This window comes from Microbacterium invictum (assembly GCF_034421375.1).
In the GTDB taxonomy this organism is placed as follows: Bacteria; Actinomycetota; Actinomycetes; order Actinomycetales; family Microbacteriaceae; genus Microbacterium; species Microbacterium invictum_A.
Genome location: NZ_CP139779.1, coordinates 1,661,506 through 1,684,087 on the forward strand (window position 1 = coordinate 1,661,506; position 22,582 = coordinate 1,684,087).

At 70.1% G+C, this 22,582-nt stretch carries 20 protein-coding genes and 1 tRNA gene; 18 read left to right on the plus strand and 3 right to left on the minus strand.

Going from position 1 to position 22,582, the window contains the following annotated elements; translation table 11 throughout:
• The first annotated feature begins 94 nt into the window (after nt 1-94).
• From T9R20_RS08025 to T9R20_RS08035, 3 genes are all read left to right on the plus strand, one after another.
• Nucleotides 95-167, plus strand: a tRNA-Lys gene (locus tag T9R20_RS08025).
• Nucleotides 168-297: 130 nt separating this feature from the next.
• Nucleotides 298-1,050, plus strand: coding sequence for an SDR family oxidoreductase (locus tag T9R20_RS08030; RefSeq protein WP_322411994.1), 753 nt, complete (start codon nt 298-300; stop codon nt 1,048-1,050).
• The gene (locus tag T9R20_RS08035) at nt 1,047-1,955 is read left to right on the plus strand and encodes an alpha/beta hydrolase (RefSeq protein ID WP_322411995.1); all 909 of its coding nucleotides are present in this window, start codon (nt 1,047-1,049) and stop codon (nt 1,953-1,955) included. The genes T9R20_RS08030 and T9R20_RS08035 overlap by 4 nt, the downstream gene beginning before the upstream one ends.
• A gap of 13 nt (nt 1,956-1,968) precedes the next feature.
• On the opposite strand, the gene T9R20_RS08040 is transcribed toward T9R20_RS08035, so the two are convergent.
• Nucleotides 1,969-2,760, minus strand: coding sequence for an IclR family transcriptional regulator (locus T9R20_RS08040; protein WP_322411996.1), 792 nt, complete (start codon nt 2,758-2,760; stop codon nt 1,969-1,971).
• A gap of 103 nt (nt 2,761-2,863) precedes the next feature.
• On the opposite strand from T9R20_RS08040, the gene T9R20_RS08045 reads away from it, so the two are divergent.
• From T9R20_RS08045 to T9R20_RS08055, 3 genes are read left to right on the plus strand one after another with little or no spacing between them, the layout of a single operon-like run.
• Nucleotides 2,864-3,649 (plus strand): CoA transferase subunit A, encoded by a 786-nt coding sequence (locus T9R20_RS08045; protein ID WP_322411997.1) that lies wholly within the window; start codon nt 2,864-2,866, stop codon nt 3,647-3,649.
• A 1-nt stretch (nt 3,650) separates the two neighbouring features.
• Nucleotides 3,651-4,304 (plus strand): 3-oxoacid CoA-transferase subunit B, encoded by a 654-nt coding sequence (locus T9R20_RS08050; protein WP_322411998.1) that lies wholly within the window; start codon nt 3,651-3,653, stop codon nt 4,302-4,304.
• Nucleotides 4,301-5,485, plus strand: a complete 1,185-nt coding sequence (locus T9R20_RS08055) for an acetyl-CoA C-acetyltransferase (protein WP_322411999.1) — start codon at nt 4,301-4,303, stop codon at nt 5,483-5,485. Before T9R20_RS08050 ends, T9R20_RS08055 begins: the two co-directional genes overlap by 4 nt.
• 30 nt (nt 5,486-5,515) lie before the next feature.
• Here the strand turns inward: T9R20_RS08055 and T9R20_RS08060 are convergent, their stop codons facing one another.
• Nucleotides 5,516-5,776, minus strand: coding sequence for a hypothetical protein (locus T9R20_RS08060; protein ID WP_322412000.1), 261 nt, complete (start codon nt 5,774-5,776; stop codon nt 5,516-5,518).
• Between the two features lie 128 nt (nt 5,777-5,904).
• Here T9R20_RS08060 and T9R20_RS08065 point away from each other — a divergent pair, with 128 nt between their 5' ends.
• From T9R20_RS08065 to serA, 10 genes are all read left to right on the plus strand, one after another.
• Nucleotides 5,905-7,314 (plus strand): trehalose-6-phosphate synthase, encoded by a 1,410-nt coding sequence (locus tag T9R20_RS08065; RefSeq protein WP_322412001.1) that lies wholly within the window; start codon nt 5,905-5,907, stop codon nt 7,312-7,314.
• Nucleotides 7,311-8,111, plus strand: a complete 801-nt coding sequence (gene otsB, locus T9R20_RS08070; protein ID WP_322412002.1) for a trehalose-phosphatase — start codon at nt 7,311-7,313, stop codon at nt 8,109-8,111. Before T9R20_RS08065 ends, otsB begins: the two co-directional genes overlap by 4 nt.
• 9 nt (nt 8,112-8,120) lie before the next feature.
• Nucleotides 8,121-9,839: a dihydroxy-acid dehydratase gene (gene ilvD / locus T9R20_RS08075; protein ID WP_322412003.1), complete on the plus strand. Its 1,719-nt coding sequence runs from the start codon at nt 8,121-8,123 to the stop codon at nt 9,837-9,839.
• A gap of 45 nt (nt 9,840-9,884) precedes the next feature.
• Entirely contained in the window at nt 9,885-11,693 is a 1,809-nt protein-coding gene (locus T9R20_RS08080; protein ID WP_322412004.1) for an acetolactate synthase large subunit, read from the plus strand.
• Between the two features lies 1 nt (nt 11,694).
• Nucleotides 11,695-12,204, plus strand: a complete 510-nt coding sequence (ilvN, locus tag T9R20_RS08085) for an acetolactate synthase small subunit (RefSeq protein WP_322412005.1) — start codon at nt 11,695-11,697, stop codon at nt 12,202-12,204.
• A gap of 30 nt (nt 12,205-12,234) precedes the next feature.
• Entirely contained in the window at nt 12,235-13,311 is a 1,077-nt protein-coding gene (gene ilvC / locus T9R20_RS08090) for a ketol-acid reductoisomerase (RefSeq protein WP_322412006.1), read from the plus strand.
• A gap of 74 nt (nt 13,312-13,385) precedes the next feature.
• Entirely contained in the window at nt 13,386-16,628 is a 3,243-nt protein-coding gene (locus T9R20_RS08095; protein ID WP_322412007.1) for a lamin tail domain-containing protein, read from the plus strand.
• A gap of 26 nt (nt 16,629-16,654) precedes the next feature.
• Nucleotides 16,655-17,215, plus strand: a complete 561-nt coding sequence (locus T9R20_RS08100; protein WP_322412140.1) for a DNA polymerase III subunit gamma/tau — start codon at nt 16,655-16,657, stop codon at nt 17,213-17,215.
• Nucleotides 17,212-17,559, plus strand: a complete 348-nt coding sequence (locus tag T9R20_RS08105; protein ID WP_322412008.1) for a bacitracin resistance protein — start codon at nt 17,212-17,214, stop codon at nt 17,557-17,559. The genes T9R20_RS08100 and T9R20_RS08105 overlap by 4 nt, the downstream gene beginning before the upstream one ends.
• 134 nt (nt 17,560-17,693) lie before the next feature.
• Nucleotides 17,694-19,298: a phosphoglycerate dehydrogenase gene (gene serA / locus T9R20_RS08110; protein WP_322412009.1), complete on the plus strand. Its 1,605-nt coding sequence runs from the start codon at nt 17,694-17,696 to the stop codon at nt 19,296-19,298.
• Between the two features lie 12 nt (nt 19,299-19,310).
• Here serA and T9R20_RS08115 read toward each other — a convergent pair whose 3' ends face one another.
• Nucleotides 19,311-19,856, minus strand: coding sequence for a TetR/AcrR family transcriptional regulator (locus tag T9R20_RS08115; RefSeq protein WP_322412010.1), 546 nt, complete (start codon nt 19,854-19,856; stop codon nt 19,311-19,313).
• Nucleotides 19,857-19,922: 66 nt separating this feature from the next.
• Between T9R20_RS08115 and T9R20_RS08120 the strand changes: the two genes are divergently transcribed.
• Together T9R20_RS08120 and T9R20_RS08125 are read left to right on the plus strand one after the other, a co-directional pair.
• Nucleotides 19,923-21,458, plus strand: coding sequence for an MFS transporter (locus T9R20_RS08120; protein ID WP_416182973.1), 1,536 nt, complete (start codon nt 19,923-19,925; stop codon nt 21,456-21,458).
• Nucleotides 21,459-21,501: 43 nt separating this feature from the next.
• A complete protein-coding gene (locus T9R20_RS08125) occupies nt 21,502-22,554 on the plus strand; it encodes a 3-isopropylmalate dehydrogenase (protein WP_322412012.1) in 1,053 nt (350 codons plus the stop codon).
• Nucleotides 22,555-22,582 lie beyond the last annotated feature (28 nt).

Consider the following 22,582-nt stretch of genomic DNA (forward strand, 5'->3'; position numbering starts at 1 on the left):
TAGGCGGCACGGCGGGCCCGATTTCACCGCCGCGACATCGGGATGGTAATGTTGACCCTCGGTTCGCGGGCTGTTCTCCGACGCGTCCCGGTCCGCGCCTCTAGCTCAATCGGCAGAGCAACTGACTCTTAATCAGTGGGTTCAGGGTTCAAGTCCCTGGGGGCGCACCGCATCGCAGAGCGCCCCGGTTCGCCGGGGCGTTCTGCGTTCCGCCGCTCGAGGTGAGGACCGAGGTGCGGGCGTCCTACGCTGAGGGCGGGTGCCCTCCCGTCGGCACCGGTGAGCGAAGGAGCCGGCATGACAGACAGCGACCTGCACGGAAAGAGAGCGATCGTCACCGGCGGTGCCAGCGGCATCGGGCTGGCGTGCGTGAAGGAGTTCCGCCGCCGGGGCGCGCACGTCATCGTGGCCGACCACCACGTCTACCAGACCGAGGCCGTGGCCGAGGAGCTCGGCGCCGAGCCGTGGGTGGTCGACCTCGCCGATACCGCGTCGCTCGAGGAGGTCCGCCTCGACGTCGACATCCTCGTCAACAACGTCGGGATGCAGCGGGTGAATCCGATCGCCGACTTCTCGCCCGACGACTTCCGTCACATCCAACGACTGATGGTCGAGAGCCCGTTCCTGCTGATCCGCGCAGCGCTGCCGGGCATGTCGCGACGGGGATGGGGGCGCGTCGTCAACATCTCCAGCGTCCACGGCCTCCGCGCCAGCCCCTTCAAGTCCGCGTACGTCACCGCCAAGCACGGACTGGAGGGACTGTCGAAGGTCACCGCGCTCGAAGGCGCCCCGTTCGGAGTGACGAGCAACTGCGTGAACCCCGCCTACGTGCGCACGCCGCTCGTGGAGCGTCAGATCGTCGATCAGGCGCGCGTGCACGGCATCGGCGAAGACGAGGTCGTCGAGAAGATCATGCTCACCGAGACCGCCGTCAAGCGCCTCATCGAACCCGAGGAGGTCGCCTCGCTCGTGGGCTGGCTCGTCGGAGAGGCCGCCGGCATGGTCACGGGCGCGTCCTACACCATGGACGGCGGCTGGACCGCCCGATGACCGCACCCGGAACCCATCGCCACCTCACCCGCGACGTCCCGGTCTCGGGGGGAGCACTCCGCGTCGGGGTGTGGGAGCCGAGCGATCCCGTCCGGGGCGAGATCCTCGCCGTCCACGGCGTGACCTCCTCGCACCGGGTCTGGGCTCACGTCGTTCCCCGGCTGCCGGGAGTCCGCGTGGTCGCCCCCGACCTGCGCGGGCGAGGCCGCAGCAGCGCGGGCGGTCCCGCCGGGATGGCACGTCACGCGGACGATCTCGCCGCAGTGCTCGCCGAGACGATCGGACGGGCACCGCTGGTCGTCGGCCATTCGATGGGCGGCTTCGTCTCGGTCGTGCTCGCCCACCGCCACCCGGACCTCGTGGATCGCGTGCTGCTCATCGACGGCGGGCTTCCCCTGCAAGCGCCGGAGGGGCTCTCGCCCGAGCAGACCGTCGGCGCCATTCTCGGACCGACCGCGGCACGGCTGCGCATGACGTTCGCCGACGAGACCGCCTACCTGGAGTTCTGGCGCGATCACCCGGCCTTCCCCCCGCCGTGGACACCCGAGCTCGACGACTACTTCCGCTACGACCTCGTCGACGCGGACGGCGGCGGGATGCGCCCGGCGACCAGCGAGGCCGTCACGATCGACGACACGGTGGACCTGACCACCGGGACGACCCTCCCCGCTGCGCTCGCAGCGCTGTCGCACCCGACACGCCTGGTGACGGTGCCGCGGGGACTGCGTGACGAAGAGCCGGGGCTGTACCCGCCCGAGCACCTCCGGCGTCTGCTCTCGGAGCACCCGGTGATCGAGCACCGCCGGGTCGACGGCTTCAACCACTACACGATCGTCCTCACTCCAGAGGGTGCGGACGTCGTGGCCGAGGAGATCGACGCGCAGCTCGACCGTCGCGGCGGGTGACGACGGCCAGCCGTCAGCGCCCGCTGGCGGCGATGCGCGCGGTGAGCTGGTGGGCGTGGGCGAGCAGGGTCTTGCCCAGATCCGGAAGCCGGTCCGCGGAGAAGCGGAACTGCACCCCCGTGAGGCTCAAGGCCCACTGGGGGTGGCCGTCTCGTGCGAACACCGCCGCGCCGACGCCCAAGCTCCCTTCGACGATGAGCCCGGGATTGACCGCGTATCCGCGCTCCTGGGTCTCGCTGATGCGCGAGCGCAGTCGACCGGGTGCGTGCGAGGCGCCCCAGCGGTCGGCCAGCTCCGGATGCCGGTCGAGGTACGCGTCCACATCGTGGGGAGCGAGGAAGGACAGGATGGCGAGGCCCGCCGAGGCCACGCCCAGGGGGAAGCGCACCCCCTCGGAGAGCACGAAGGACCGGATGGGGAAGCTCCCCTCCTCGCGCAGGAGGCAGACCGTCTCGTCCCCGCGTCGCACGGAGAGGAACGCACTCTCCTCGGTCCGCACCGCGAGAGACCGCACGATGTCCCGCGCAAGATCGGTGATGTCGAAGCGTGCAGCGGCGACCGTGCCCATGAGGTAGAGCTCGGGGCCGGGGAGCCATCGGCCGAGCCGGTCGTCGAAGTCGACCAGCCCCTCCTGCCGGAGGGCGTGCAGGATCCGGTGCGCGGTCGGCCGGGTGAGATCGGCCCGCGCGGCGAGGTCCCTCATCGGCACTCCGTCGGCCCCCGCCGCGGTGACGAGGCGCAGCAGCCTGGCTGCCCGGCCGATGGCCTGGGTTCCCGGCACCCCCGGCTGAGACACGCTGTCCATGATGTGGACACTATGGGCCGTGACATCCACATCGCAAGCACGAAATGGTGTCGCGCGGCCGCCACGGCGAGGATGAGGGGGCACCGGACACGAAGGAGTGCGCGTGATCGACAAGACCTTCCCGTCGGCGGCCGATGCCGTCGCCGACATCCCGGACGGGGCGAGCCTCGCTGTCGGCGGGTTCGGCCTCTCGGGCAACCCGATCGCCCTGATCGAGGCGCTCCTGGCCCGCGGGACGACCGATCTGAGCGTGGTCAGCAACAACTGCGGGGTCGACGACTGGGGCCTCGGTGTCCTGCTCCAGGCCCGCCGCATCCGGAAGATGACCTCGTCCTACGTGGGGGAGAACAAGGAGTTCGAGCGCCAGTTCCTCTCGGGTGAGCTCGAGCTCGAGCTCACCCCGCAGGGAACCCTGGCCGAGAAGCTGCGGGCGGGGGGCTCGGGCATCGCCGCCTTCTTCACTCAGACCGGCGTGGGGACGCAGGTCGCCGACGGCGGCCTGCCGCGCCGGTACACCCCGGACGGGTCCGTGGCGGTGGCCTCGCCGCCGAAGGACGTCCGGGTGTTCGACGTGCACGGCTCTCCGCGCGAGTTCGTGCTGGAAGAGGCCATCGTCACCGACTTCGCCCTCGTTCACGCGCGGCGCGGGGACACGGCGGGGAACCTGGTGTTCAACAAGGCGGCCCGGAACTTCAACCCGCTGGCGGCGATGGCGGGAAGGATCTGCATCGCCGAGGTCGAGGAGCTCGTCGAGCCGGGGGAACTCGACCCGGATCACATCCACCTCCCGGGCATCTTCGTCCATCGCATCATCGAGGTCGGCACCGAGATCGAAAAGCGCATCGAGAAGCGCACGGTCGCGGCATCCGACGGGAACGGGGGGCGCTGAGATGGCGCGGACGAGAGCCGAGATGGCGGCGCGCGCGGCCGAGGAGCTGCGCGATGGCGCGTACGTGAACCTCGGCATCGGGCTGCCCACGCTCGTGCCGAACCACCTTCCGGCCGGGGTGAAGGTCGTTCTGCAGTCCGAGAACGGGATCCTGGGCGTGGGGCCCTATCCGTTCGACGAGGATGTCGATCCGGATCTCATCAACGCGGGGAAGGAAACGGTCACGGTTCTTCCCGGAGCGGCGTTCTTCGACTCGGCGACCAGTTTCGGGATGATCCGCGGGGGCAAGATCGACGCGGCGATCCTCGGCGCGATGCAGGTGTCGCGCCATGGCGACCTCGCCAACTGGATGATCCCCGGCAAGATGGTCAAGGGTCCGGGAGGCGCAATGGACCTGGTCCACGGTGCCGCGAAGGTCATCGTCCTCATGGAGCACGTCGCCAAGGACGGCTCGCCCAAGATCGTGCTCGAGTGCACGCTTCCGCTGACCGGTCGCAGAGTGGTGGATCGCATCATCACCGACCTCGCCGTGATCGACGTCACGCCCGAGGGTCTCGTCCTCCTCGAGCTCGCCCCGGGTGTGAGCATGGAGGAGGTGCGGTCCCAGACCGAGCCGCCCCTCATCGTCTCGACAGATCTCAAGGAGAACCGATGAACCACGACGACGTCGTCATCGTCGCCGCCGCCCGTACCGCGCAGGGCAGACTCAAGGGCCAGTTCGCACCGCTGACGGCCGTGCAGCTCGGGAGGGCCGCGATCGCCGGCGCCCTGGAGCGCGGAGGTGTCCCGGCCGATGCCGTCGACGCGGTCCTCGTCGGCCAGGTGCTTCCGGCGGGGTCGGGTCAGAACCCCGCACGCCAGGCGGCCGTGGGGGCCGGGATCGGCTGGCAGGTGCACGCGGGGAGCATCAACAAGGTGTGCCTGTCCGGGCTGACGGCCGTCATCGACGCGGCTCGGATGATCCGGCTCGGTGACGCGCGGGTGGTCGTCGCCGCGGGGATGGAGTCGATGACCCGGGCCCCTCATCTGCTGATGAACTCGCGCGACGGGTACGCCTACGGCTCGATCGAGGTGCTCGATCACATGGCCTACGACGGGCTGACCGATGCGTACGACGCCGAGAGCATGGGCGCATCGACAGAGCGCCACAACGGGACTCTGGAGATCACCCGCGAGGCGCAGGACGCCGTTGCGGCTCGATCCCATCAGCGGGCTGCGGCGGCGCAGCGCGCAGGCGTCTTCGACGCCGAGATCGTGCCCGTGGAGGTACCGCAGCGCCGAGGAGCCCCGATCGTGGTGACGGCGGACGAGGGGATTCGGCCCGAGACGACGGTCGAGACCCTCGCGGGCCTCCGACCGGCGTTCGCGAAGGACGGCACCATCACCGCGGGCAACTCGTCGCAGATCTCCGACGGCGCCTCCGCCGTGGTCCTCACGTCGCGATCCCACGCCGACGAGAACGGATGGGCGGTGCTGGCCGTCGTGGGCGCCGCCGGCCAGGTGGCAGGGCCCGACAACTCGCTGCACTCGCAGCCGTCCCGCGCCATCGCCGCCGCCTGTCGGCGCCAGGGGATCTCGCCCGCCGACCTGGACCTCGTCGAGATCAACGAGGCCTTCGGCGCGGTCGTCGTGCGGTCTCAGCAGGAGCTCGGTCTGGATGACGACGTGGTCAATCCGCATGGCGGCGGCATCGCCCTCGGCCACCCGATCGGGGCGTCGGGCAATCGCCTGGTCGTGCACGCCGTGCACGAGCTGGTGCGCCGGGGCGGCGGCACCGCGGCGGTCGGACTGTGCGGTGGCGGCGGTCAGGGCGACGCACTGATCCTCACGCGCTGATCATGCGTCGGCGCGGAGACCCGTCGTCGATCAGCGACCGCGGCGCGCGCGCTTCTTCATGAGCTTGTCCTCCCGCCCGCTCACGGGGGAGTCCAGATCGATGTTCTTCCCCCGCGCGGCGCGTCGGGTGTCGACGATCGTGCCGACGGCGAGGGCGAGACTGATCCCCCAGCTGACCCACGCCAGGGCCATCCGCCAGGTGAACGCCTCGCCGTTGCGCACCCCGCGCAGGAGCGCGAGGCCGCCGGTGATCGCGCTGATGATGCCGGAACCGAACAGGTAGGAGCGCATGTCCTGACGCTACCGCGCCCGCGTGTCACAACCCGGCACTTGACACAACCCCGACCGGCTCCCGCCGCGTCCGCAGGACCCGACCGATAGCCTGGGGGACAAGCCCGTCCGCTTCGTCAGGAGTCCGTGTGTCCGAAGCCCCGCTCGTCGTCGTCGCGAACAGACTCCCGGTGGATCGAGACCCCGATGGCGGGTGGCGCCAGTCGCCGGGGGGCCTGGTCACCGCGCTCGAACCGGTGATGCGTCGCACCCGCGGCGCATGGGTCGGCTGGGCGGGCAAGCCCGGCCTCGACATCGAGCCCTTCGATTTCGAGGGCACGCACCTGCACCCGGTACGGCTCGACGCCGACGAGGTCGAGAACTACTACGAGGGCTTCTCGAACGACACCATCTGGCCGCTGTACCACGACGTGATCTCCGCGCCGCGGTATCGCCGCGTGTGGTGGGACGCCTACGTCGCCGTCAACGAGCGCTTCGCCGCAGCCGCCGCGGACGTGGCCGCGGAGGGCGCCACGGTCTGGGTGCAGGACTATCAGCTGCAGCTCGTGCCGCAGCTGCTCCGCGACAAGCGGCCCGACCTCACGATCGGCTACTTCCACCACATACCCTTCCCCGCATACGGGCTGTTCGCTCAGCTGCCGTGGCGTCGCCAGGTGCTCGAGGGACTTCTCGGTGCGGATGTCATCGGCTTCCAGCGGGTGCAGGACGCCGGCAACTTCGCCCGCGCCGTCCGTCGGCAGCTGCGCCTTGACACGAAGGCCAGCGGGATCACCGTCCCGCTCCCCGACGGGGGAGAGCGACTCGCTCTCGCCCGGGCGTTCCCGATATCGATCGACGCCGACTCGTACATCGAGATGGCCCGCCGGCCCGAGATCCAGGCCCGGGCGGCGGAGATCCGCGCGAGCCTGGGCAACCCGAAGAAGATCCTCCTCGGGGTCGACCGTCTGGACTACACGAAGGGCATCCGCCACCGGCTGAAGGCCTTCGGCGAGCTTCTCGAAGACGGCCGGGTCAAGACCGAGGACGTCACCCTCGTCCAGGTCGCCAGCCCCAGCCGAGAGAGGGTGGAGGCGTACATGCAGCTGCGCGACGAGATCGAGGTGATGGTGGGGCGCATCAACGGCGACCACGACACCATGCACCACACCGCGATCCGTTACCTGCATCAGTCCTTCCCGCGCGAGGAGATGGTCGCGCTGTACCTCGCATCCGACGTGATGCTCGTCACCGCCCTCCGTGACGGGATGAATCTCGTGGCCAAGGAGTACGTCGCGAGCCGCGTCGACAACCGCGGCGTGCTGGTCCTCAGCGAGTTCGCCGGAGCGGCCGACGAACTCGGCAGCGCGATCCGGATCAACCCCCACGACATCGACGGACTGAAGGATGCCGTCGTCCGCGCGATCGAGATGCCCGGCGCGGAGCAGGGACGGCGGATGCGGGCTCTGCGCAAGCGCGTGCTGGAGCACGATGTCGAGGACTGGTCCCGCGAGTTCCTCGACACCCTCGCGGACGTCTCGCGGGCAAGGACGTCAGCATGACATCGGCGCGGACCGATCCCTCCCGCATCGACGACGAGATCGAACGCCTCGCGACCACCCCGCGCCTCCTCGTCGCGCTCGACTTCGACGGGACGCTGGCGCCTCTCCAGGACGAGCCGATGGACGCGCGGATGACCGATGACGCCCGCGCCGCCGTGCTCGCGCTCACGGGGGCGCCGGGCACCACCGTCGCCTTCGTGTCGGGGCGGAGCCTCCACGACCTGCGTGTCATCGGCGAGCACGACGACGACTCGCCGATCCTGCTCGCGGGATCGCACGGTGCCGAATTCTGGAGCCCGGGCTCGGGCGCGGCATCCACGCCCGACGACGCCGACGACGGGGAGTTGCGCGATCGGCTGCGCGCCCGGGCGGAGGCGATCACTGCAGACCTGGACGGCGTGTGGATCGAGCCCAAGTCCTTCGGCTTCGGCGTCCACACCAGGCTCGCGACCCCGGATGACGCCGCGCGCGCGCGCGACGCCATCGACAGCATCGTCGTCCGCGACGCCCCGCACTGGCGTCGCCGTACCGGGCACAACATCGTCGAGTACGCCTTCCGGCACGAGGGGAAGGACACCGCCGTCGCGACGCTGCGCGAACGGATCGGAGCGACGGCGGTGCTGTTCGCCGGAGACGACGTCACCGACGAGGACGCGCTGCGCAGCCTCGACGGCGACGACCTCGGCATCCACGTCGGAACCGGTGAGACCGCCGCGACGATCGCCGTGCCCGACATCGCCGCGCTCGCCCGATTGCTGCAACGCCTCGCGGAACGGCGGGTCGCGGGACGGGAATAGACTGCGAGCATGGTGCGCTCCGACATCCCCGATCCCTCCACCGTCGACATCAAGCCGCGCAGTCGCGTCGTCACCGACGGCATCGAGGCCACCACGTCGCGGGGCATGCTCCGCGGTGTCGGAATGGGGGATGAGGACTGGGACAAGCCCCAGATCGGCATCGCGTCGAGCTGGAACGAGATCACCCCCTGCAACCTCAGCCTCGACCGCCTCGCACAGGGCGCCAAGGAGGGCGTGCACGCCGGCGGCGGGTATCCGCTGCAGTTCGGGACCATCTCGGTCTCGGACGGCATCTCGATGGGGCACGAGGGCATGCACTTCTCGCTGGTCTCGCGCGAGGTGATCGCCGACTCGGTCGAGACGGTGATGATGGCCGAGCGTCTCGACGGCTCCGTCCTGCTCGCCGGATGCGACAAGTCCATTCCGGGCATGCTCATGGCGTCGGCCCGCCTCGACCTCTCGAGCGTCTTCCTCTACGCCGGCTCGATCGCACCGGGGTGGGTCAAGCTCTCGGACGGCACCGAGAAGGAGATCACCATCATCGACTCGTTCGAAGGGGTCGGTGCGTGTCTCGCCGGTCGCATGAGCGAGGCCGACCTCAAGCGGATCGAGTGCGCCTTCGCCCCGGGCGAAGGTGCCTGCGGCGGCATGTACACCGCCAACACGATGGCGTCGGTGGCCGAGGCGCTGGGTCTGAGCCTCCCGGGCTCGGCCGCACCCCCCTCGGCGGACCGCCGCCGGGACTACTTCGCGCGGCGTTCAGGAGAAGCAGTGGTCAACCTCTTGAAGCAGGGCATCACGACCCGCGACATCCTCACCAAGGAGGCGTTCGAGAACGCCATCGCGCTCGCCATGGCCCTTGGCGGATCGACGAACGTGGTCCTGCACCTGCTCGCCATCGCCAACGAGGCCGAGATCGAGCTGGACCTGCACGACTTCAACCGCATCGGAGACCGGGTTCCCCACGTGGCCGACATGAAGCCGTTCGGGAAGTACGTCATGAACGACGTCGACCGGCACGGCGGCATCCCGGTCGTCATGAAGGCGATGCTCGACGAGGGTCTGCTCCACGGCGACGCGCTGACCGTCACCGGCAAGACCCTCGCCGAGAATCTTCGCGACCTCGATCCCGACCCGGTCGACGGCGACGTCATCCACCGCTTCGACGACCCGATCCACGCCACCGGCGGCATCACGATCCTTCACGGCTCGGCCGCCCCCCAGGGCGCCGTGGTGAAGACGGCGGGGTTCGACGCGGCCGTCTTCGAGGGCCCGGCGAGGGTCTTCGAGCGCGAGCGTGCGGCCATGGATGCACTCGAGGCCGGGCAGATCTCCGCCGGCGACGTCGTCGTCATCCGCTACGAAGGACCCAAGGGCGGCCCGGGCATGCGGGAGATGCTCGCCATCACCGCCGCCATCAAGGGCGCAGGGCTCGGAAAAGATGTACTACTCTTGACGGACGGGCGATTCTCAGGCGGCACAACCGGCCTGTGCATCGGCCACATAGCACCCGAAGCGGTGGACGCAGGTCCCATCGCCTTCGTGCGCGATGGTGATCTGATACGGGTCGATATCGCGGCTCGCACTCTCGACCTACTCGTCGATGACGCAGAGCTGAGCTCCCGCCGTGAGGGCTGGGAGCCCCTCCCCCCGCGCTATACCCGTGGCGTCCTGGCCAAGTACTCGCGACTCGTGCGCTCCGCAGCGGAGGGCGCGGTCACCGGTTAGGCCTGCTTCCCGCATCCGTTCCACCCATCTGTGAGGATCCTCACCATGCCCGCCGAATCCGCCACGGCCATTCCCCGGCCTCCCGCTCGCGCCGCGGCCCCCTCCGCGCCCGTGCTCACGGGCGCGCAGGCGGTCGTCCGCTCCCTCGAACTGCTCGGCGTCACCGACGTCTTCGGTCTTCCCGGGGGCGCGATCCTCCCCGTCTACGACCCGCTGATGGACACCTCCGAGATCCGTCACATCCTGGTCCGCCACGAGCAGGGCGCCGGCCATGCGGCCGAGGGGTACGCCTCGGCGTCCGGACGGGTCGGCGTCGCCATCGCCACGTCGGGCCCCGGCGCCACGAACCTCGTCACCGCGATCGCGGACGCCTATATGGACTCCGTTCCGATCGTCGCCATCACCGGTCAGGTGTTCTCCAACCTCATGGGAACCGACGCCTTCCAGGAGGCCGACATCGTCGGCATCACGATGCCGATCACCAAGCACTCCTTCCTGGTCAAGCGTGCCGAGGACATCCCGGGGGCCATCGCGGCCGCGTTCGAGATCGCGTCCACGGGCAGGCCGGGGCCGGTGCTGGTGGACATCACCAAGGACGCCCAGCAGGCCGAGGCGCCGTTCCACTGGCCGCCCAGGATCGACCTTCCGGGGTATCGCCCCGTCACCCGGGCCCACGGCAAGCAGATCCAGGCCGCGGCGCAGCTGATCGCTCAGGCCAAGAAGCCCGTGCTCTACGTCGGCGGGGGAGTCATCCGCGCCCGCGCCGCCGAAGAGCTTCGGTCGCTGGCCGAGGCCACCGGTGCGCCGGTCGTGACGACCCTCATGGCCCGCGGCGCCTTCCCCGACTCGCACCCGCAGCACCTCGGCATGCCGGGCATGCACGGGACGGTGCCGGCGGTTCTCGCCCTCCAGGAGTCCGACCTCCTCATCGCCCTCGGATCGCGCTTCGACGACCGCGTCACCGGCAAGGCGGCTCTGTTCGCCCCCGCAGCCCAGGTCGTGCACGTCGACATCGATCCCGCCGAGATCGGCAAGATCCGGGCGGCCGACGTGCCGATCGTGGGCGATCTCAAAGAGGTGCTGCCCGACCTCGAGGCGGCCTACCGCGCGGTCAGTGCGGATATCGCCCCCGACATCGCGCAGTGGTGGTCGTTCCTCGACGGCCTGCGCGACGAGTTCCCGCTGGGCTACGCCCCGACCACCGACGGACTCCTCGCCCCGCAGCACGTCATCCAGCGCATCGGCGAACTGACCGGGCCCGAGGGCATCTACGCCGCAGGGGTGGGGCAGCACCAGATGTGGGCGGCGCAGTTCATCAAGTACGAGCGTCCGAACGCCTGGCTGAACTCCGGCGGTGCGGGCACCATGGGCTACTCCGTGCCGGCCGCGATGGGCGCCAAGGTCGCCGAGCCCGATCGCGTCGTCTGGGCGATCGACGGCGACGGCTGCTTCCAGATGACCAACCAGGAGCTCGCCACCTGCGCCATCAACAAGATCCCGATCAAGGTCGCGATCATCAACAACTCCTCGCTCGGCATGGTGCGCCAGTGGCAGACGCTGTTCTACGACGGTCGCTACTCGCACACCGACCTCAACACCGGACACGACACCATCCGAATCCCCGACTTCGTCAAGCTGGCAGAGGCGTACGGGTGCCTGGCGATCCGCGTCGAGCGTGCCGAGGACGTCGACGCGGCCATCCAGAAGGCGCTAGAGACCAACGACCGTCCGGTCGTCATCGATTTCGTCGTGAGCGCCGACGCGATGGTGTGGCCGATGGTGCCGCAGGGCGTCAGCAACAGCTACATCCAGTACGCCCGCGACCACTCGCCGGCCTTCGAGCGGGAGATGTGACATGTCCAGCCACGTGTTGAGCCTCCTGGTGGAGGACAAGCCGGGTCTGCTCACCCGCGTCGCCGGGCTGTTCGCGCGCCGCGGCTTCAACATCGAATCCCTCGCGGTGGGGGTCACCGAGGTGCCGGGCCTGTCCCGCATCACGGTCGTGGTCGATGTCGACGAACTGCCGCTCGAGCAGGTGACGAAGCAGCTGAACAAGCTTGTCAACGTCATCAAGATCGTCGAATTGGATGCCACGGCATCGGTCCAGCGCGAGCACATGCTCGTCAAGGTCCGCGCCGACAACGCCAACCGATCGAACGTGCTGGAGGTCGTGAACCTCTTCCGCGCCTCGGTGGTCGACTACGCCCCCGACGCCGTCGTGGTCGAGGTCACCGGCGACAAGGGCAAGATCGAGGCGTTCCTGCGCGCGGTCGAGCCGTTCGGCATCAAGGAGCTCGCCCAGTCCGGGCTCCTCGCCATCGGCCGCGGCGGCAAGAGCATCACCGAGCGCGTCCTGCGCGGCTGATCTTCACTCCCGGCTTCCTCGCACCGGTCGTTGCGCGAGCGAAGCGAGACGAAACGACCACGACAAGGAGAAACATCCATGACCGCTGAGATCTTCTACGACGACGACGCCGACCTCTCGCTCATCCAGGGCAAGAAGGTCGCCATCGTCGGATACGGCTCGCAGGGGCACGCCCACGCGCTGAACCTCCGCGATTCGGGGGTCGAGGTCGTTATCGCGCTGAAGGACGGGTCGGCGTCGACCGAGAAGGCCCAGGAGGAGGGGTTCGAGGTCAAGAGCGTCGCGGATGCCGCCGAGTGGGCCGACCTCATCATGATCCTCGCGCCCGACCAGCACCAGCGCGGGATCTTCACCGACCACATCAAAGACAAGCTGACCGCGGGCAAGACGCTCGCATTCGCGCACGGATTCAACATCCGGTTCGGCTACATCCAGGCGCCCGAGGGCGTCGACGTGATCCTCGTCGCGCCCAAGGCCCCGGGTCACACGGTGCGCCGCGAGTTCGTCGCCGGTCGCGGCATCCCCGACATCATCGCCGTCGAGAACGACGCCTCCGGCCAGGCGTGGGACGTGGCGAAGTCGTATGCCAAGGCGATCGGGGGTACACGCGCCGGTGTCATCAAGACCACCTTCACCGAGGAGACCGAGACCGACCTGTTCGGGGAGCAGGCCGTGCTCTGCGGCGGGGTGTCGCAGCTGATCCAGTACGGCTTCGAAACCCTCAGCGAGGCGGGGTACCAGCCCGAGATCGCCTACTTCGAGGTGCTGCACGAGCTGAAGCTCATCGTCGACCTGATGTGGGAGGGCGGCATCGCCAAGCAGCGCTGGTCGGTCTCTGACACCGCCGAGTACGGCGACTACGTCTCGGGCCCCCGCGTGATCGACCCGCACGTGAAGGAGAACATGCAGGGCGTCCTCGCCGACATCCAGTCCGGTGCCTTCGCGAAGCGGTTCATCGAAGACCAGGACAACGGCGCCCAGGAGTTCCTGGCCCTCCGCGAGAAGGCGGCTCAGCACCCTATCGAAGAGGTCGGACGCGGCCTTCGCGCGCTCTTCGCCTGGAAGCAGACCGACGCGGACTACACGGAAGGCTCCGCAGCACGCTGAGCATCCGTCTTCCGTTCACCTGAGCATCCCGACCCTGGTGGGCCGCGTTCACCGCGGTCCACCAGGGTCGTCTCGTGCGGACGCTCGTGCCCCTCGGGGCCACCTCGCTCCTGATCCCGATCCTCCTCGCCGCCTCCCCGGCTCCAAGCGTGGCTGCCGGCGGCGAGGCCCGGACCGCCGCACCGGGCGACGTCGTCATCAGCGAGATCACCCACGGCGGGCCCGGTGGTCCCGGCGGTGCGTTCTTCGAGCTGCACAACACCTCCGCCGAATCCGTCTCGCTGCGGGGCTGGTCGGTGTTCCGATGCGACGAGGACGGACTCCGGGCAAAGGCCTCGAACCCCGAGACCCCTCTCGACCAGATGATCCTCGACTCCGGCGAGCGATTCGTCGTCGCTCAGATGACGGCCGACCTGACCGCGCCGCCCGACGCGGTGTTCTCGCAGGCGATGTCGACGCGCGGCTTCGGGCTCGTCCTCGTCGCTCCGGACGGCGAGGTCGCCGACGCCGTCGCCGCATACCCGTCCGGAGGACGGGAGTCCGGTCTCAGCGAGTGCGGTGATGTCGATGTGCCGGTCGCACTCGCCTGGGCCCTCGGGGAGAGCTGGCAGCGCACCGCGGATGGCGCCTGGATCCGGGGGGCCGCAACGCCCGGCGCGCCACCGAGCGGGGTGGGGACGCGGCGGGCGCCGGCCGTCGAGATCACCGAGATCGCTGCCGCGGGGCCGGGCGGACACGGCGACGACGTCGTCGAGCTTCACAACGCCGGAGAGGCGCCGGTCGATGTCGGCGGATGGCGCCTCTACCGCTGCACGGCTCTCGGCGAGGCCTCGGGCGACACGCTCCAGCATCTCTTCGCCCCCGGTCGATCGATCGGCGCCGGGGAGCGGATGGTCATCGGCGGCCCGGAGTACCCCGGCACCCCCGACATCCGTACGGAGACGTCGCTCGCCGATCTCGTCTCCGGAGCCCTCCTGGTCGACGACGGCGGCCGGCGGGTGGACGGTGTGACCGTGTCGGCGCAGCACGACACGGCCTGCCAGACCGGACCCGCGCGGCTCGACGGGATCCTGGACCATCGGTCCGGCCAGAGCTGGCAGAAGACCCCGACCGGCGACTGGCTCGTCGCCGGTCGCACGCCCGGCCTGCCGAACGCCACCGTCGATCTGCGGCAGGAAGAGCCGACCGTGCCGCCCGCGTCACCCGGAGTCGCTCTGAGCGAGGTCGCCACCGACCCCGCCCTCGCCGTGCCGGGCATCCGGCGGCATGCCTTCGTCGAGCTCGGCAACTACGCCGACACCGCGCAGGACATCTCCGGGTGGCGGCTCACCGCGTGCACAGCGGACGGGTTCCGGGCCTTCGACGATCTGGCGATAGTTCCGGCCGGGACGATCCTCGCCCCCGGCGAGACGTGGGTCGCCGTTTTGGCGGGCACCGACGTCGCCGGGGACGCAACCTTCGACACCCCGTTCGCGCTCCACGGCGCGGGCGTGTGGGTGGAGGACGACCTGGGTCGCCGGGTGGACAGCGTGGGGATCTACCATCGCAACGAGATGGACGAGAGCGTCGAACGGGTGAGCCCGTGCACGAACGGGCTCGCCCTGGCCACGTTCGCGCCGGATCGGCTTCGCGGGGAGACCTACCAGCGCACGGGGTTCACCGGCAGCGACATGCAGGACTTCGTCGTCGGGGTCGCGACCCCCGGCGTCATCGACCGGCACCCGAGGGTGGAGCCGGCGTCGCTGGTCGAGGATGCCGTTCGTACCGGCCTTCACTCCGTGGCCGTTCCGGCTGCACTCGCGGAGTCCCGCTCGACCTGGCGCGAGGGCGGGTCGCGCCAGGGCGCGCCCGCCGAGGTCCGGTGGGCGTTCTCGGGGTCTTCGCCGGCGCCGCTCGCGACGGTCTCGGCCGACGGCGAGGTGCCCATCGACGACCCAGACGCCCTCCACGGCCGCGACGACGGCTACGACCTGCCCTACGTGCGCTTCGGGCTCGCGCTCGACCCGGGCGGGGGAGAGGTGAGGTGGTCCGGACGTGTGGTCGGACGCAGCGCGGTCGCCCTGTCGGTGTGGCAGCCGGGCGATCGAGCCTGGCGGCTCCTGGACCAGGGGGTCGGCGACCGCACGGCCGCAGGCGCCGAGCCCGACGCGCCCGTGGTTCTCAGCGGTGTGGTGGACGCGGCGGAGGTGACAGGCGGAGAGGCGCAGATCCTCGTCCAGGTGGTCCCCCGGACCTCGACGATCCCCGCTGCGACCGGACTCGCCGATCCCCAGGACTACGACCTGGCGCTCTCGCACATCACCGACACCCAGTACCTGTCGGAGAGCTATCCGGAGGTGTACGCCGCCGAGATCGAATGGATCCTCGCCAACGCCGAGTCCCGCAAGATCGACTTCGCGATCCACACCGGCGATCTGATCCAGAGCTGGGTCGATCCCGATCAGCGCGAAGCACGCGCACGACACGAGTTCGAGATCGCCTCGCAGCTGCAGGCGGAGCTCGACGCGCAGGTCGCAAACAGCGTTCTGCCGGGCAATCACGACAACAAGCGCGGGCTGACCAACGATCTGTTCAACGAGTACTTCGGTCCCGACCGGTACGCCGACGCCGGCTGGTACGGCGGGTCGATTGCGCCCGGTGACAACCGGGCGAGCTGGTCGGCCTTCACCGCCGACGGCGCGAGATTCGTCGTGGTGAGCCTGCCCTACGCCTATGGCGAGCCCGAGGTCGCCTGGGCGGAGGACGTCGTCGCCGCGCATCCCGACGCGAACGTCGTGATCGCCACCCACGAGCACGTCACGCCCAAGGGCCACGGCGGACCGGCGGCCCGGTCGAATTCCTCGCGGTGGCTGTCTCACGCCGACATGCTGTGGGAGCGGGTGATCGCTCCGAACCGCAACGTCGTGCTCGTCCTGTCCGGTCACTTCCACGGGATCGGTGCGATCGTGACCGAGGATGCCGGGGGGATCCCCGGTCACACCGTGGTCGAGGCGGTCGCCGACTACCAGGAGTTCCGCACACCCACCGGGGAGCGCGCCACGGGTTTCCAGCGACTGCTCCAGATCGATCTCGCGGGAGGGATGCTGGCGGTGGACACGTTCTCCGTCACCCTCGACGCTTCGGCGAGTCATCCCTTCGATTACACCCAGTTCGTCCCGGACAACGGCACCGACGGCATCCACTCCAACGAGCGTCCGTGGAACGTGCTCGACCGCGGCCTGCAGAATCGCTACACCGCGGTCGACGACGAATTCGCCGTCCCACTCAGCCTGCAGTACCCCAAAGGCGTGCACACCGCGGCGGTCACGGTCGGCTGACCCCGGGCCGATACGCTGGACCGGTGATGTCACGCGACGAGGATGCGTTCCGGTGGGAGGGCGACGACGACCCCGCCCCGGTCGACCCGCCCGCCGCGACCGCGGGCGCCGCGACCGCCCTGCCGCCGGGGTACCGCGCGGTCGGGAAGGGAAGCGACGGACTTCCCCCGGAGACGTCGCCCAAGATCCCGCCGGAGACAGCGTCGGAGACGCCCGCGCGCGTGCCCGCGGACGACGAGCCCGCAGAGGACACCGCGCCCGGCGGAATGGGCAACGCGTCGCTCATCGCCCTAGGAATCCTCGGCGGGGTGTACCTGCTCTTCTCGATCGGCTGGCTCATCGGCGGCCTCCGCGTCCACGGCATCGCCTCGTTCCTTGTCTCGGGCGACGGGATCGCGCCGCCGGTGTGGACCACGGGCAACGCTGCCGCAGTCGGGCTCGCGGTCGCCGCTCCCGCGCTGTGGTTCACCGCGGTGTACACGCTCACCCGCCGCTCCGCGTCGTGGCTGCGCTGGGTGCTGCTGGCGGCCGGTGTCGTCCTGCTCGTCCCGTGGCCGTTCATCGTGGTGGGAGCCTTCGGATCATGAGCACCGCAGCCACCGCCACCCCCGCCCGCCGGCGACCGGTCTGGGTGACCGTCGCCGTCAGCGGCGCCTTCGGGCTCTTCTACGCCTACGTGGTCTGGAACGCCGTGACCCTCCTCGTCGCCCAGGCCTCGGGTCCGCTCGGCCTCAATGCGCTCGGCTGGGCGGTGCTCGGGCTCGCGATCGTCTTCCCGATCGTCGCCTTCGGCGTGGCGTTCGCGGTCGGAGCCCGCCGGGCGATCGGCGAGTTCGCACTCGTGATGCTCGTCGGCCTCGCCGTGGTGGCCGTGCTGTGGGTGAACGTGCTGGCCTACGCCTACACGTACGGAGCGCAGCTCCTGGGCTGATGCGTTCGGCGCGTCGTCACACGGTCGGAGGGCTCGGACCACCCGCGATAGGCTGACACCTGCCCGCCCCTCGTGCGGCGGGACTTCCCTCAGCCGCTCGTCGCCGCTCGCGCCCGCACCGAAGGTCTGCCCCTGTGTCGAAGCCCGTCGTCCTGATCGCCGAACAGCTCTCGCCCGCCACGATCGACGCCCTCGGGCCCGATTTCGACGTCCGTCACGTCGACGGCACCGACCGCCCGGCACTCCTGGCCGCCCTCGCCGACGCCCGCGCGGTGCTCGTCCGCTCCGCCACCCGCATCGACGCCGAGGCGCTGGCCGCCGCTCCCGACCTCAAGGTCGTGGCCCGTGCCGGTGTGGGCCTGGACAACGTCGACATCAAGGCCGCGACCGCGCAGGGCGTGATGGTCGTGAACGCACCGACCTCCAACGTCATCTCCGCGGCCGAGCTCACCGTCGGCCACATCCTGAGCCTTGCTCGTCGCATCCCCGCCGCCCACGCCTCCCTCGCCGCCGGCCAGTGGAAGCGGAGCGCCTTCACCGGCGTCGAGCTCTTCGAGAAGACCGTGGGCATCTTCGGCCTCGGCCGGATCGGGGCGCTGGTGGCCGAGCGCCTCCGCGCCTTCGGCGTACGCGTGGTCGGATACGACCCGTACGTCACGCCCGCCCGTGCGCAGCAGCTGGGGGTCGAGCTCCTCGCCTTCGACGAGGTGCTCCGCCAGAGCGACGCCATCACCGTCCACATGCCGAAGACTCCCGAGACCACGGGCATGATCGGGGCCGAGCAGCTCGGGCTGATGAAGCCCTCCGCGTACGTCGTCAACGTCGCTCGCGGTGGTCTCATCGACGAGGACGCCCTCTTCACCGCACTGACGACCGGGGTGGTCGCCGGCGCCGGGCTCGATGTCTTCACCACCGAGCCGCCCGCCGCCGACTCCGTCGCCGCGCGCCTGGTGGCCCTTCCCCACGTCGTCGCCACTCCGCACCTGGGGGCGAGCACGGAGGAGGCGCAGGAGAAGGCGGGGGTCTCGGTCGCACGATCGGTCAAGCTCGCGCTCGAGGGCGACCTCGTGCCCGACGCGGTCAACGTCGCCGGGGGAGTGATCGACCCGTTCGTGCGCCCCGGCATCGCGCTCGTCGAGCAGCTCGGGCAGTTCTTCACCGCCCTGGCGCACGGCGCGCTGACCAGTCTCGACATCGAGGTTCGCGGGGAGCTCGCCGCGTACGACGTCAGCGTCTACCGGCTCGCTGCGCTGAAGGGCATCTTCACGAACATCGTCAGCGAGAACGTCTCGTACGTCAACGCCCCTCTGTTCGCCGAGCAGCGCGGCATCGAAGTGCGGTTGATCGTGGAGGCGGAGAGCCCCCTCTACCGAAACATCACGGTCCTGCGGGGCACGCTCTCGGACGGCACGGTGCTCACCGTCGCCGGCACGCTCGCCGGCACGCGGATGATCCCGAAGGTCGTCGGCATCAACGGATACGACATCGAAGTCGCGATCGCGCGACACCACCTCGTGATGAGGTACGCCGATCGTCCCGGCATCGTGGCGATCTACGGCAAGCACCTCGGCGACGCCGACATCAACATCGAGGCGCTCCAGGTCGCACAGCCCGACAGCACGGGACGTGCGCTGAGCGTGCTCACCGTCGACTCGCCGGTCCCCGACGAGATCCTCGACGAGATGCGTCGCGCGACCGGCGCCGACCTCTTCCGCCAGATCGACATCACCGGGTCCTGAACCGGGATCGGCTCACACCCCCGCGGCGCGCTCCACGAGCACCACGAGGGCATCGAGCGCGCTGCCACGCGGCGTCGGCCCGGGGACGTTCCCGCCGCCGAGGGCGTTGTTGAAGTAGAGGCCGTCGCTGACGAGCATCACCAGATCGAGGGCGGCGGCGTCGCGCGTGTGCGGGCGCAGCACATCGGCCCACTTCGCCCGGACATCGCGCAGCGCTTCACTGGCCGCGGCGTTCCCGCCCTGCGCAAGCCGTGCCACCGCGAGGAGCGCGCGGTCGAGGGCATCGTCGTTCATGACCGACGTGCGGAGGAAGTACGCGATGGGCCCCTCGGGCGCCGCGGCGGTGGCGGCGACGTCTGCGTCGACGAGTGCGTGGAGCCGCTCGAGCAGCGCCTGCTCGAGGGCCTCCTTCGTGGCGAAGTGGTACAGTAGTCCGCCCTTGGACACTCCCGCCCCCCGAGCGGTGGCGTCCAGAGTCGATCCGCGTTCGCCCTCGCCGATGAGCAGCGCCTCGAACGCGTCGAGGACCTTCTCGCGGGCGAGGGGCGGTCTGCTCATGGCCTCGATCGTATCGACGGGTCGGGTAGGATTCTGATACTATACCGACCGGACGGTATAGAAATGATGACACTCACGCAGGAGATCGAACTCGCCGACGCCGCAGGCAGGCGGGTGGGCTGGCGCGGCTGGGCCGCGCTCGTCGTCCTGATGCTTCCCGTGCTGCTCGTCTCGGTCGACAACACGGTGCTGAGCTTCGCGCTCCCCGCGATCTCGTCCGATCTGGCTCCCTCCAGCACGCAGCAGCTGTGGATCATCGACGCCTACCCGTTGGTGCTCGCGGGACTGCTGGTGACGATGGGGACCCTCGGCGACCGGTTCGGTCGCCGAGGGTTGCTGCTGCTCGGCGCCACAGGATTCGCGACCGTCTCGGCGCTCGCAGCCTTCGCGCCGAGTGCCGAGTGGCTGATCGCCGCACGCGCGGGCATGGGCGTCTTCGGCGCCATGCTGATGCCTTCGACCCTGTCACTGCTGCGGAGCATCTTCACCGATCGCGACCAGCGTCGCTTCGCCATCGCCGTGTGGGCATCGATGTTCTCCGCCGGCGCGGCGCTCGGACCGATCGTCGGCGGCATCCTCCTCGAGCACTTCTCGTGGGGATCGGTGTTCCTCCTCGCCGTCCCCGTGCTGATCCCGCTGCTGATCCTCGCCCCGATCCTCGTTCCCGAGAGTCGCGACCCGGATCCGGGTCGCATCGACCCCGTGAGCATCGCGCTGTCCCTCGCCACGATGGTGCCCGTCGTGTACGGCATCAAGGAGCTCGCCGTGCACGGCCTCACCGGGCCCGCGCCCCTCCTCATCCTCGTGGGCATCGGGTTCGGCGTGCTCTTCGTGCGGCGCCAGCTCCGCGTGCGGAACCCGATGCTCGACATGCGCCTGTTCCGCGTCGGCACCTTCAGCGGCGCGCTCGCGGTGAACCTCCTCAGCGTCGTCGGCCTCGTCGGGTTCCTGTTCTTCGTCGCCCAGCACCTCCAGCTGGTCCTGGGCCTCTCGCCGCTGGAGTCGGGCCTCGCCCTCGTCCCGGGCCTCGCGGCGATGATCGCAGCGGGCCTGACGGTCGTTCCGATCGCCAAGCGCGTCGCTCCGCGTGTCGTCGTGCCGGCGGCGCTGGCGTTCTCGGTGCTCGGGTACCTTCTCATCGCCGCGGCGGGGGACCAGACCGGTCCGGCGCTTCTCATCGGAGCCTTCATCGCGCTCGGAATGGGGATCGGAGCAGCCGAGACGGTGTCCAACGAGCTCATCCTGGCCAGCGCGCCGCCGGCGAAGGCCGGCGCCGCGAGCGCGGTCTCCGAAACGGCGTACGAACTCGGCGCGGTGCTCGGAACGACGCTGCTGGGTGGTCTGCTGACGGCGCTCTACCGGTCGAACCTTGTACTTCCCGACGGTGTCCCGGCGGCGGTGGCCTCCGACGCCGAGGAGACCCTGGCCGGGGCGATGCAGGCGGCCGCCGACCTCGGCGGCTCGGTCGGGGAGGCCGTGCAGGAGGCGGCGGCACAGGCGTTCTCGGCGGGAGTCGGCGTCACCGCGCTGATCGGCGCGGGGCTGGTCGTTCTCGCGGCGATCGTCGCGGCCACTACTCTGAAGGGATCCCGCGCCTCGTGACCGACTCGTTCGTCGGACGAGGCTTCCGATGAACAGGAGTGCGATGTCGCGTGTGGTGAAACTGGCCGTCATCCCCGGAGACGGAATCGGCCCGGAGGTCGTCGCCGAGGCGGAGAAGGTGCTCGACGCCGTCACGGCGGGCGGCGACGTGCGGTTCGACAAGACGCGATTCTCCCTCGGTGCCGGACGCTACCTCGACACCGGCGACACGCTCACCGACGATGATCTCGCGGCCGTCGCCGGTCACGACGCCATCCTGCTCGGTGCCGTCGGAGGTGTGCCGGGCGATCCCCGGCTCAAGGACGCCAACATCGAGCGGGGACTGCTGCTGAAGCTCCGCTTCGAGCTCGACCACTATGTGAACCTCCGGCCGTCCAAGACGTATCCCGGTTCGGTGACGCCCCTGGCGGACCCGGGCGAGATCGACTTCGTCGTCGTCAGGGAGGGCACCGAGGGTCCCTACGTCGGTAACGGCGGGGCGATCCGTCGCGGCACACCGCAGGAGGTCGCAAACGAGACCTCGGTCAACACCGCCTTCGGCGTCGAGCGGGTCGTACGCTACGCCTTCGAGCTCGCCGAGCGCCGCTCGAGACGGGTGACCTGGGTGCACAAGACCAACGTGCTCGTCCACGCCGGGGCGATCTGGCAGCGCATCGTCCGGGAGGTCGCCGCGGAGCATCCCGATGTCGCCGTAGACTATCTGCACGTCGACGCGGCCACCATCTTCCTGGTCACGAACCCCCGCCGTTTCGACGTCATCGTCACCGACAACCTCTTCGGCGACATCCTCACCGATCTGGCCGGTGCCGTCACCGGGGGAATCGGTCTCGCCGCCTCCGGGAACATCAATCCCGACGGCGCCTTCCCGTCGATGTTCGAGCCGGTGCACGGATCGGCGCCCGACATCGCGGGGCAGCACCGGGCCGACCCGACGGCGGCCATCCTCTCCGTCGCGCTGATGCTGGATCACCTCGGCCTCGGCACCGAATCGCTCCGCGTGACCCGCGCGGTCGAGGAGGACATCGCCGCTCGCACCGGCGCAGCCCGTACAACCCCGCGGATCGGCGACGACATCGTCGCACGCCTCCAGGCGTAACCTGGACACCTCCGCGCCACACACCTCA

What these genes read in the sequence shown, in the direction of transcription:
- T9R20_RS08030 (WP_322411994.1), top strand. Translation starts at nt 298, where the DNA reads ATGACAGACAGCGACCTGCACGGAAAGAGAGCGATCGTCACCGGCGGT.
- T9R20_RS08035 (WP_322411995.1), top strand. Translation starts at nt 1,047, where the DNA reads ATGACCGCACCCGGAACCCATCGCCACCTCACCCGCGACGTCCCGGTC.
- T9R20_RS08040 (WP_322411996.1), bottom strand. Translation starts at nt 2,760, where the DNA reads ATGGACAGCGTGTCTCAGCCGGGGGTGCCGGGAACCCAGGCCATCGGC.
- T9R20_RS08050 (WP_322411998.1), top strand. Translation starts at nt 3,651, where the DNA reads ATGGCGCGGACGAGAGCCGAGATGGCGGCGCGCGCGGCCGAGGAGCTG.
- T9R20_RS08055 (WP_322411999.1), top strand. Translation starts at nt 4,301, where the DNA reads ATGAACCACGACGACGTCGTCATCGTCGCCGCCGCCCGTACCGCGCAG.
- T9R20_RS08060 (WP_322412000.1), bottom strand. Translation starts at nt 5,776, where the DNA reads ATGCGCTCCTACCTGTTCGGTTCCGGCATCATCAGCGCGATCACCGGC.
- otsB (WP_322412002.1), top strand. Translation starts at nt 7,311, where the DNA reads ATGACATCGGCGCGGACCGATCCCTCCCGCATCGACGACGAGATCGAA.
- ilvD (WP_322412003.1), top strand. Translation starts at nt 8,121, where the DNA reads ATGGTGCGCTCCGACATCCCCGATCCCTCCACCGTCGACATCAAGCCG.
- T9R20_RS08080 (WP_322412004.1), top strand. Translation starts at nt 9,885, where the DNA reads ATGCCCGCCGAATCCGCCACGGCCATTCCCCGGCCTCCCGCTCGCGCC.
- ilvN (WP_322412005.1), top strand. Translation starts at nt 11,695, where the DNA reads ATGTCCAGCCACGTGTTGAGCCTCCTGGTGGAGGACAAGCCGGGTCTG.
- T9R20_RS08100 (WP_322412140.1), top strand. Translation starts at nt 16,655, where the DNA reads ATGTCACGCGACGAGGATGCGTTCCGGTGGGAGGGCGACGACGACCCC.
- T9R20_RS08105 (WP_322412008.1), top strand. Translation starts at nt 17,212, where the DNA reads ATGAGCACCGCAGCCACCGCCACCCCCGCCCGCCGGCGACCGGTCTGG.
- T9R20_RS08115 (WP_322412010.1), bottom strand. Translation starts at nt 19,856, where the DNA reads ATGAGCAGACCGCCCCTCGCCCGCGAGAAGGTCCTCGACGCGTTCGAG.
- T9R20_RS08120 (WP_416182973.1), top strand. Translation starts at nt 19,923, where the DNA reads ATGACACTCACGCAGGAGATCGAACTCGCCGACGCCGCAGGCAGGCGG.
- T9R20_RS08125 (WP_322412012.1), top strand. Translation starts at nt 21,502, where the DNA reads ATGTCGCGTGTGGTGAAACTGGCCGTCATCCCCGGAGACGGAATCGGC.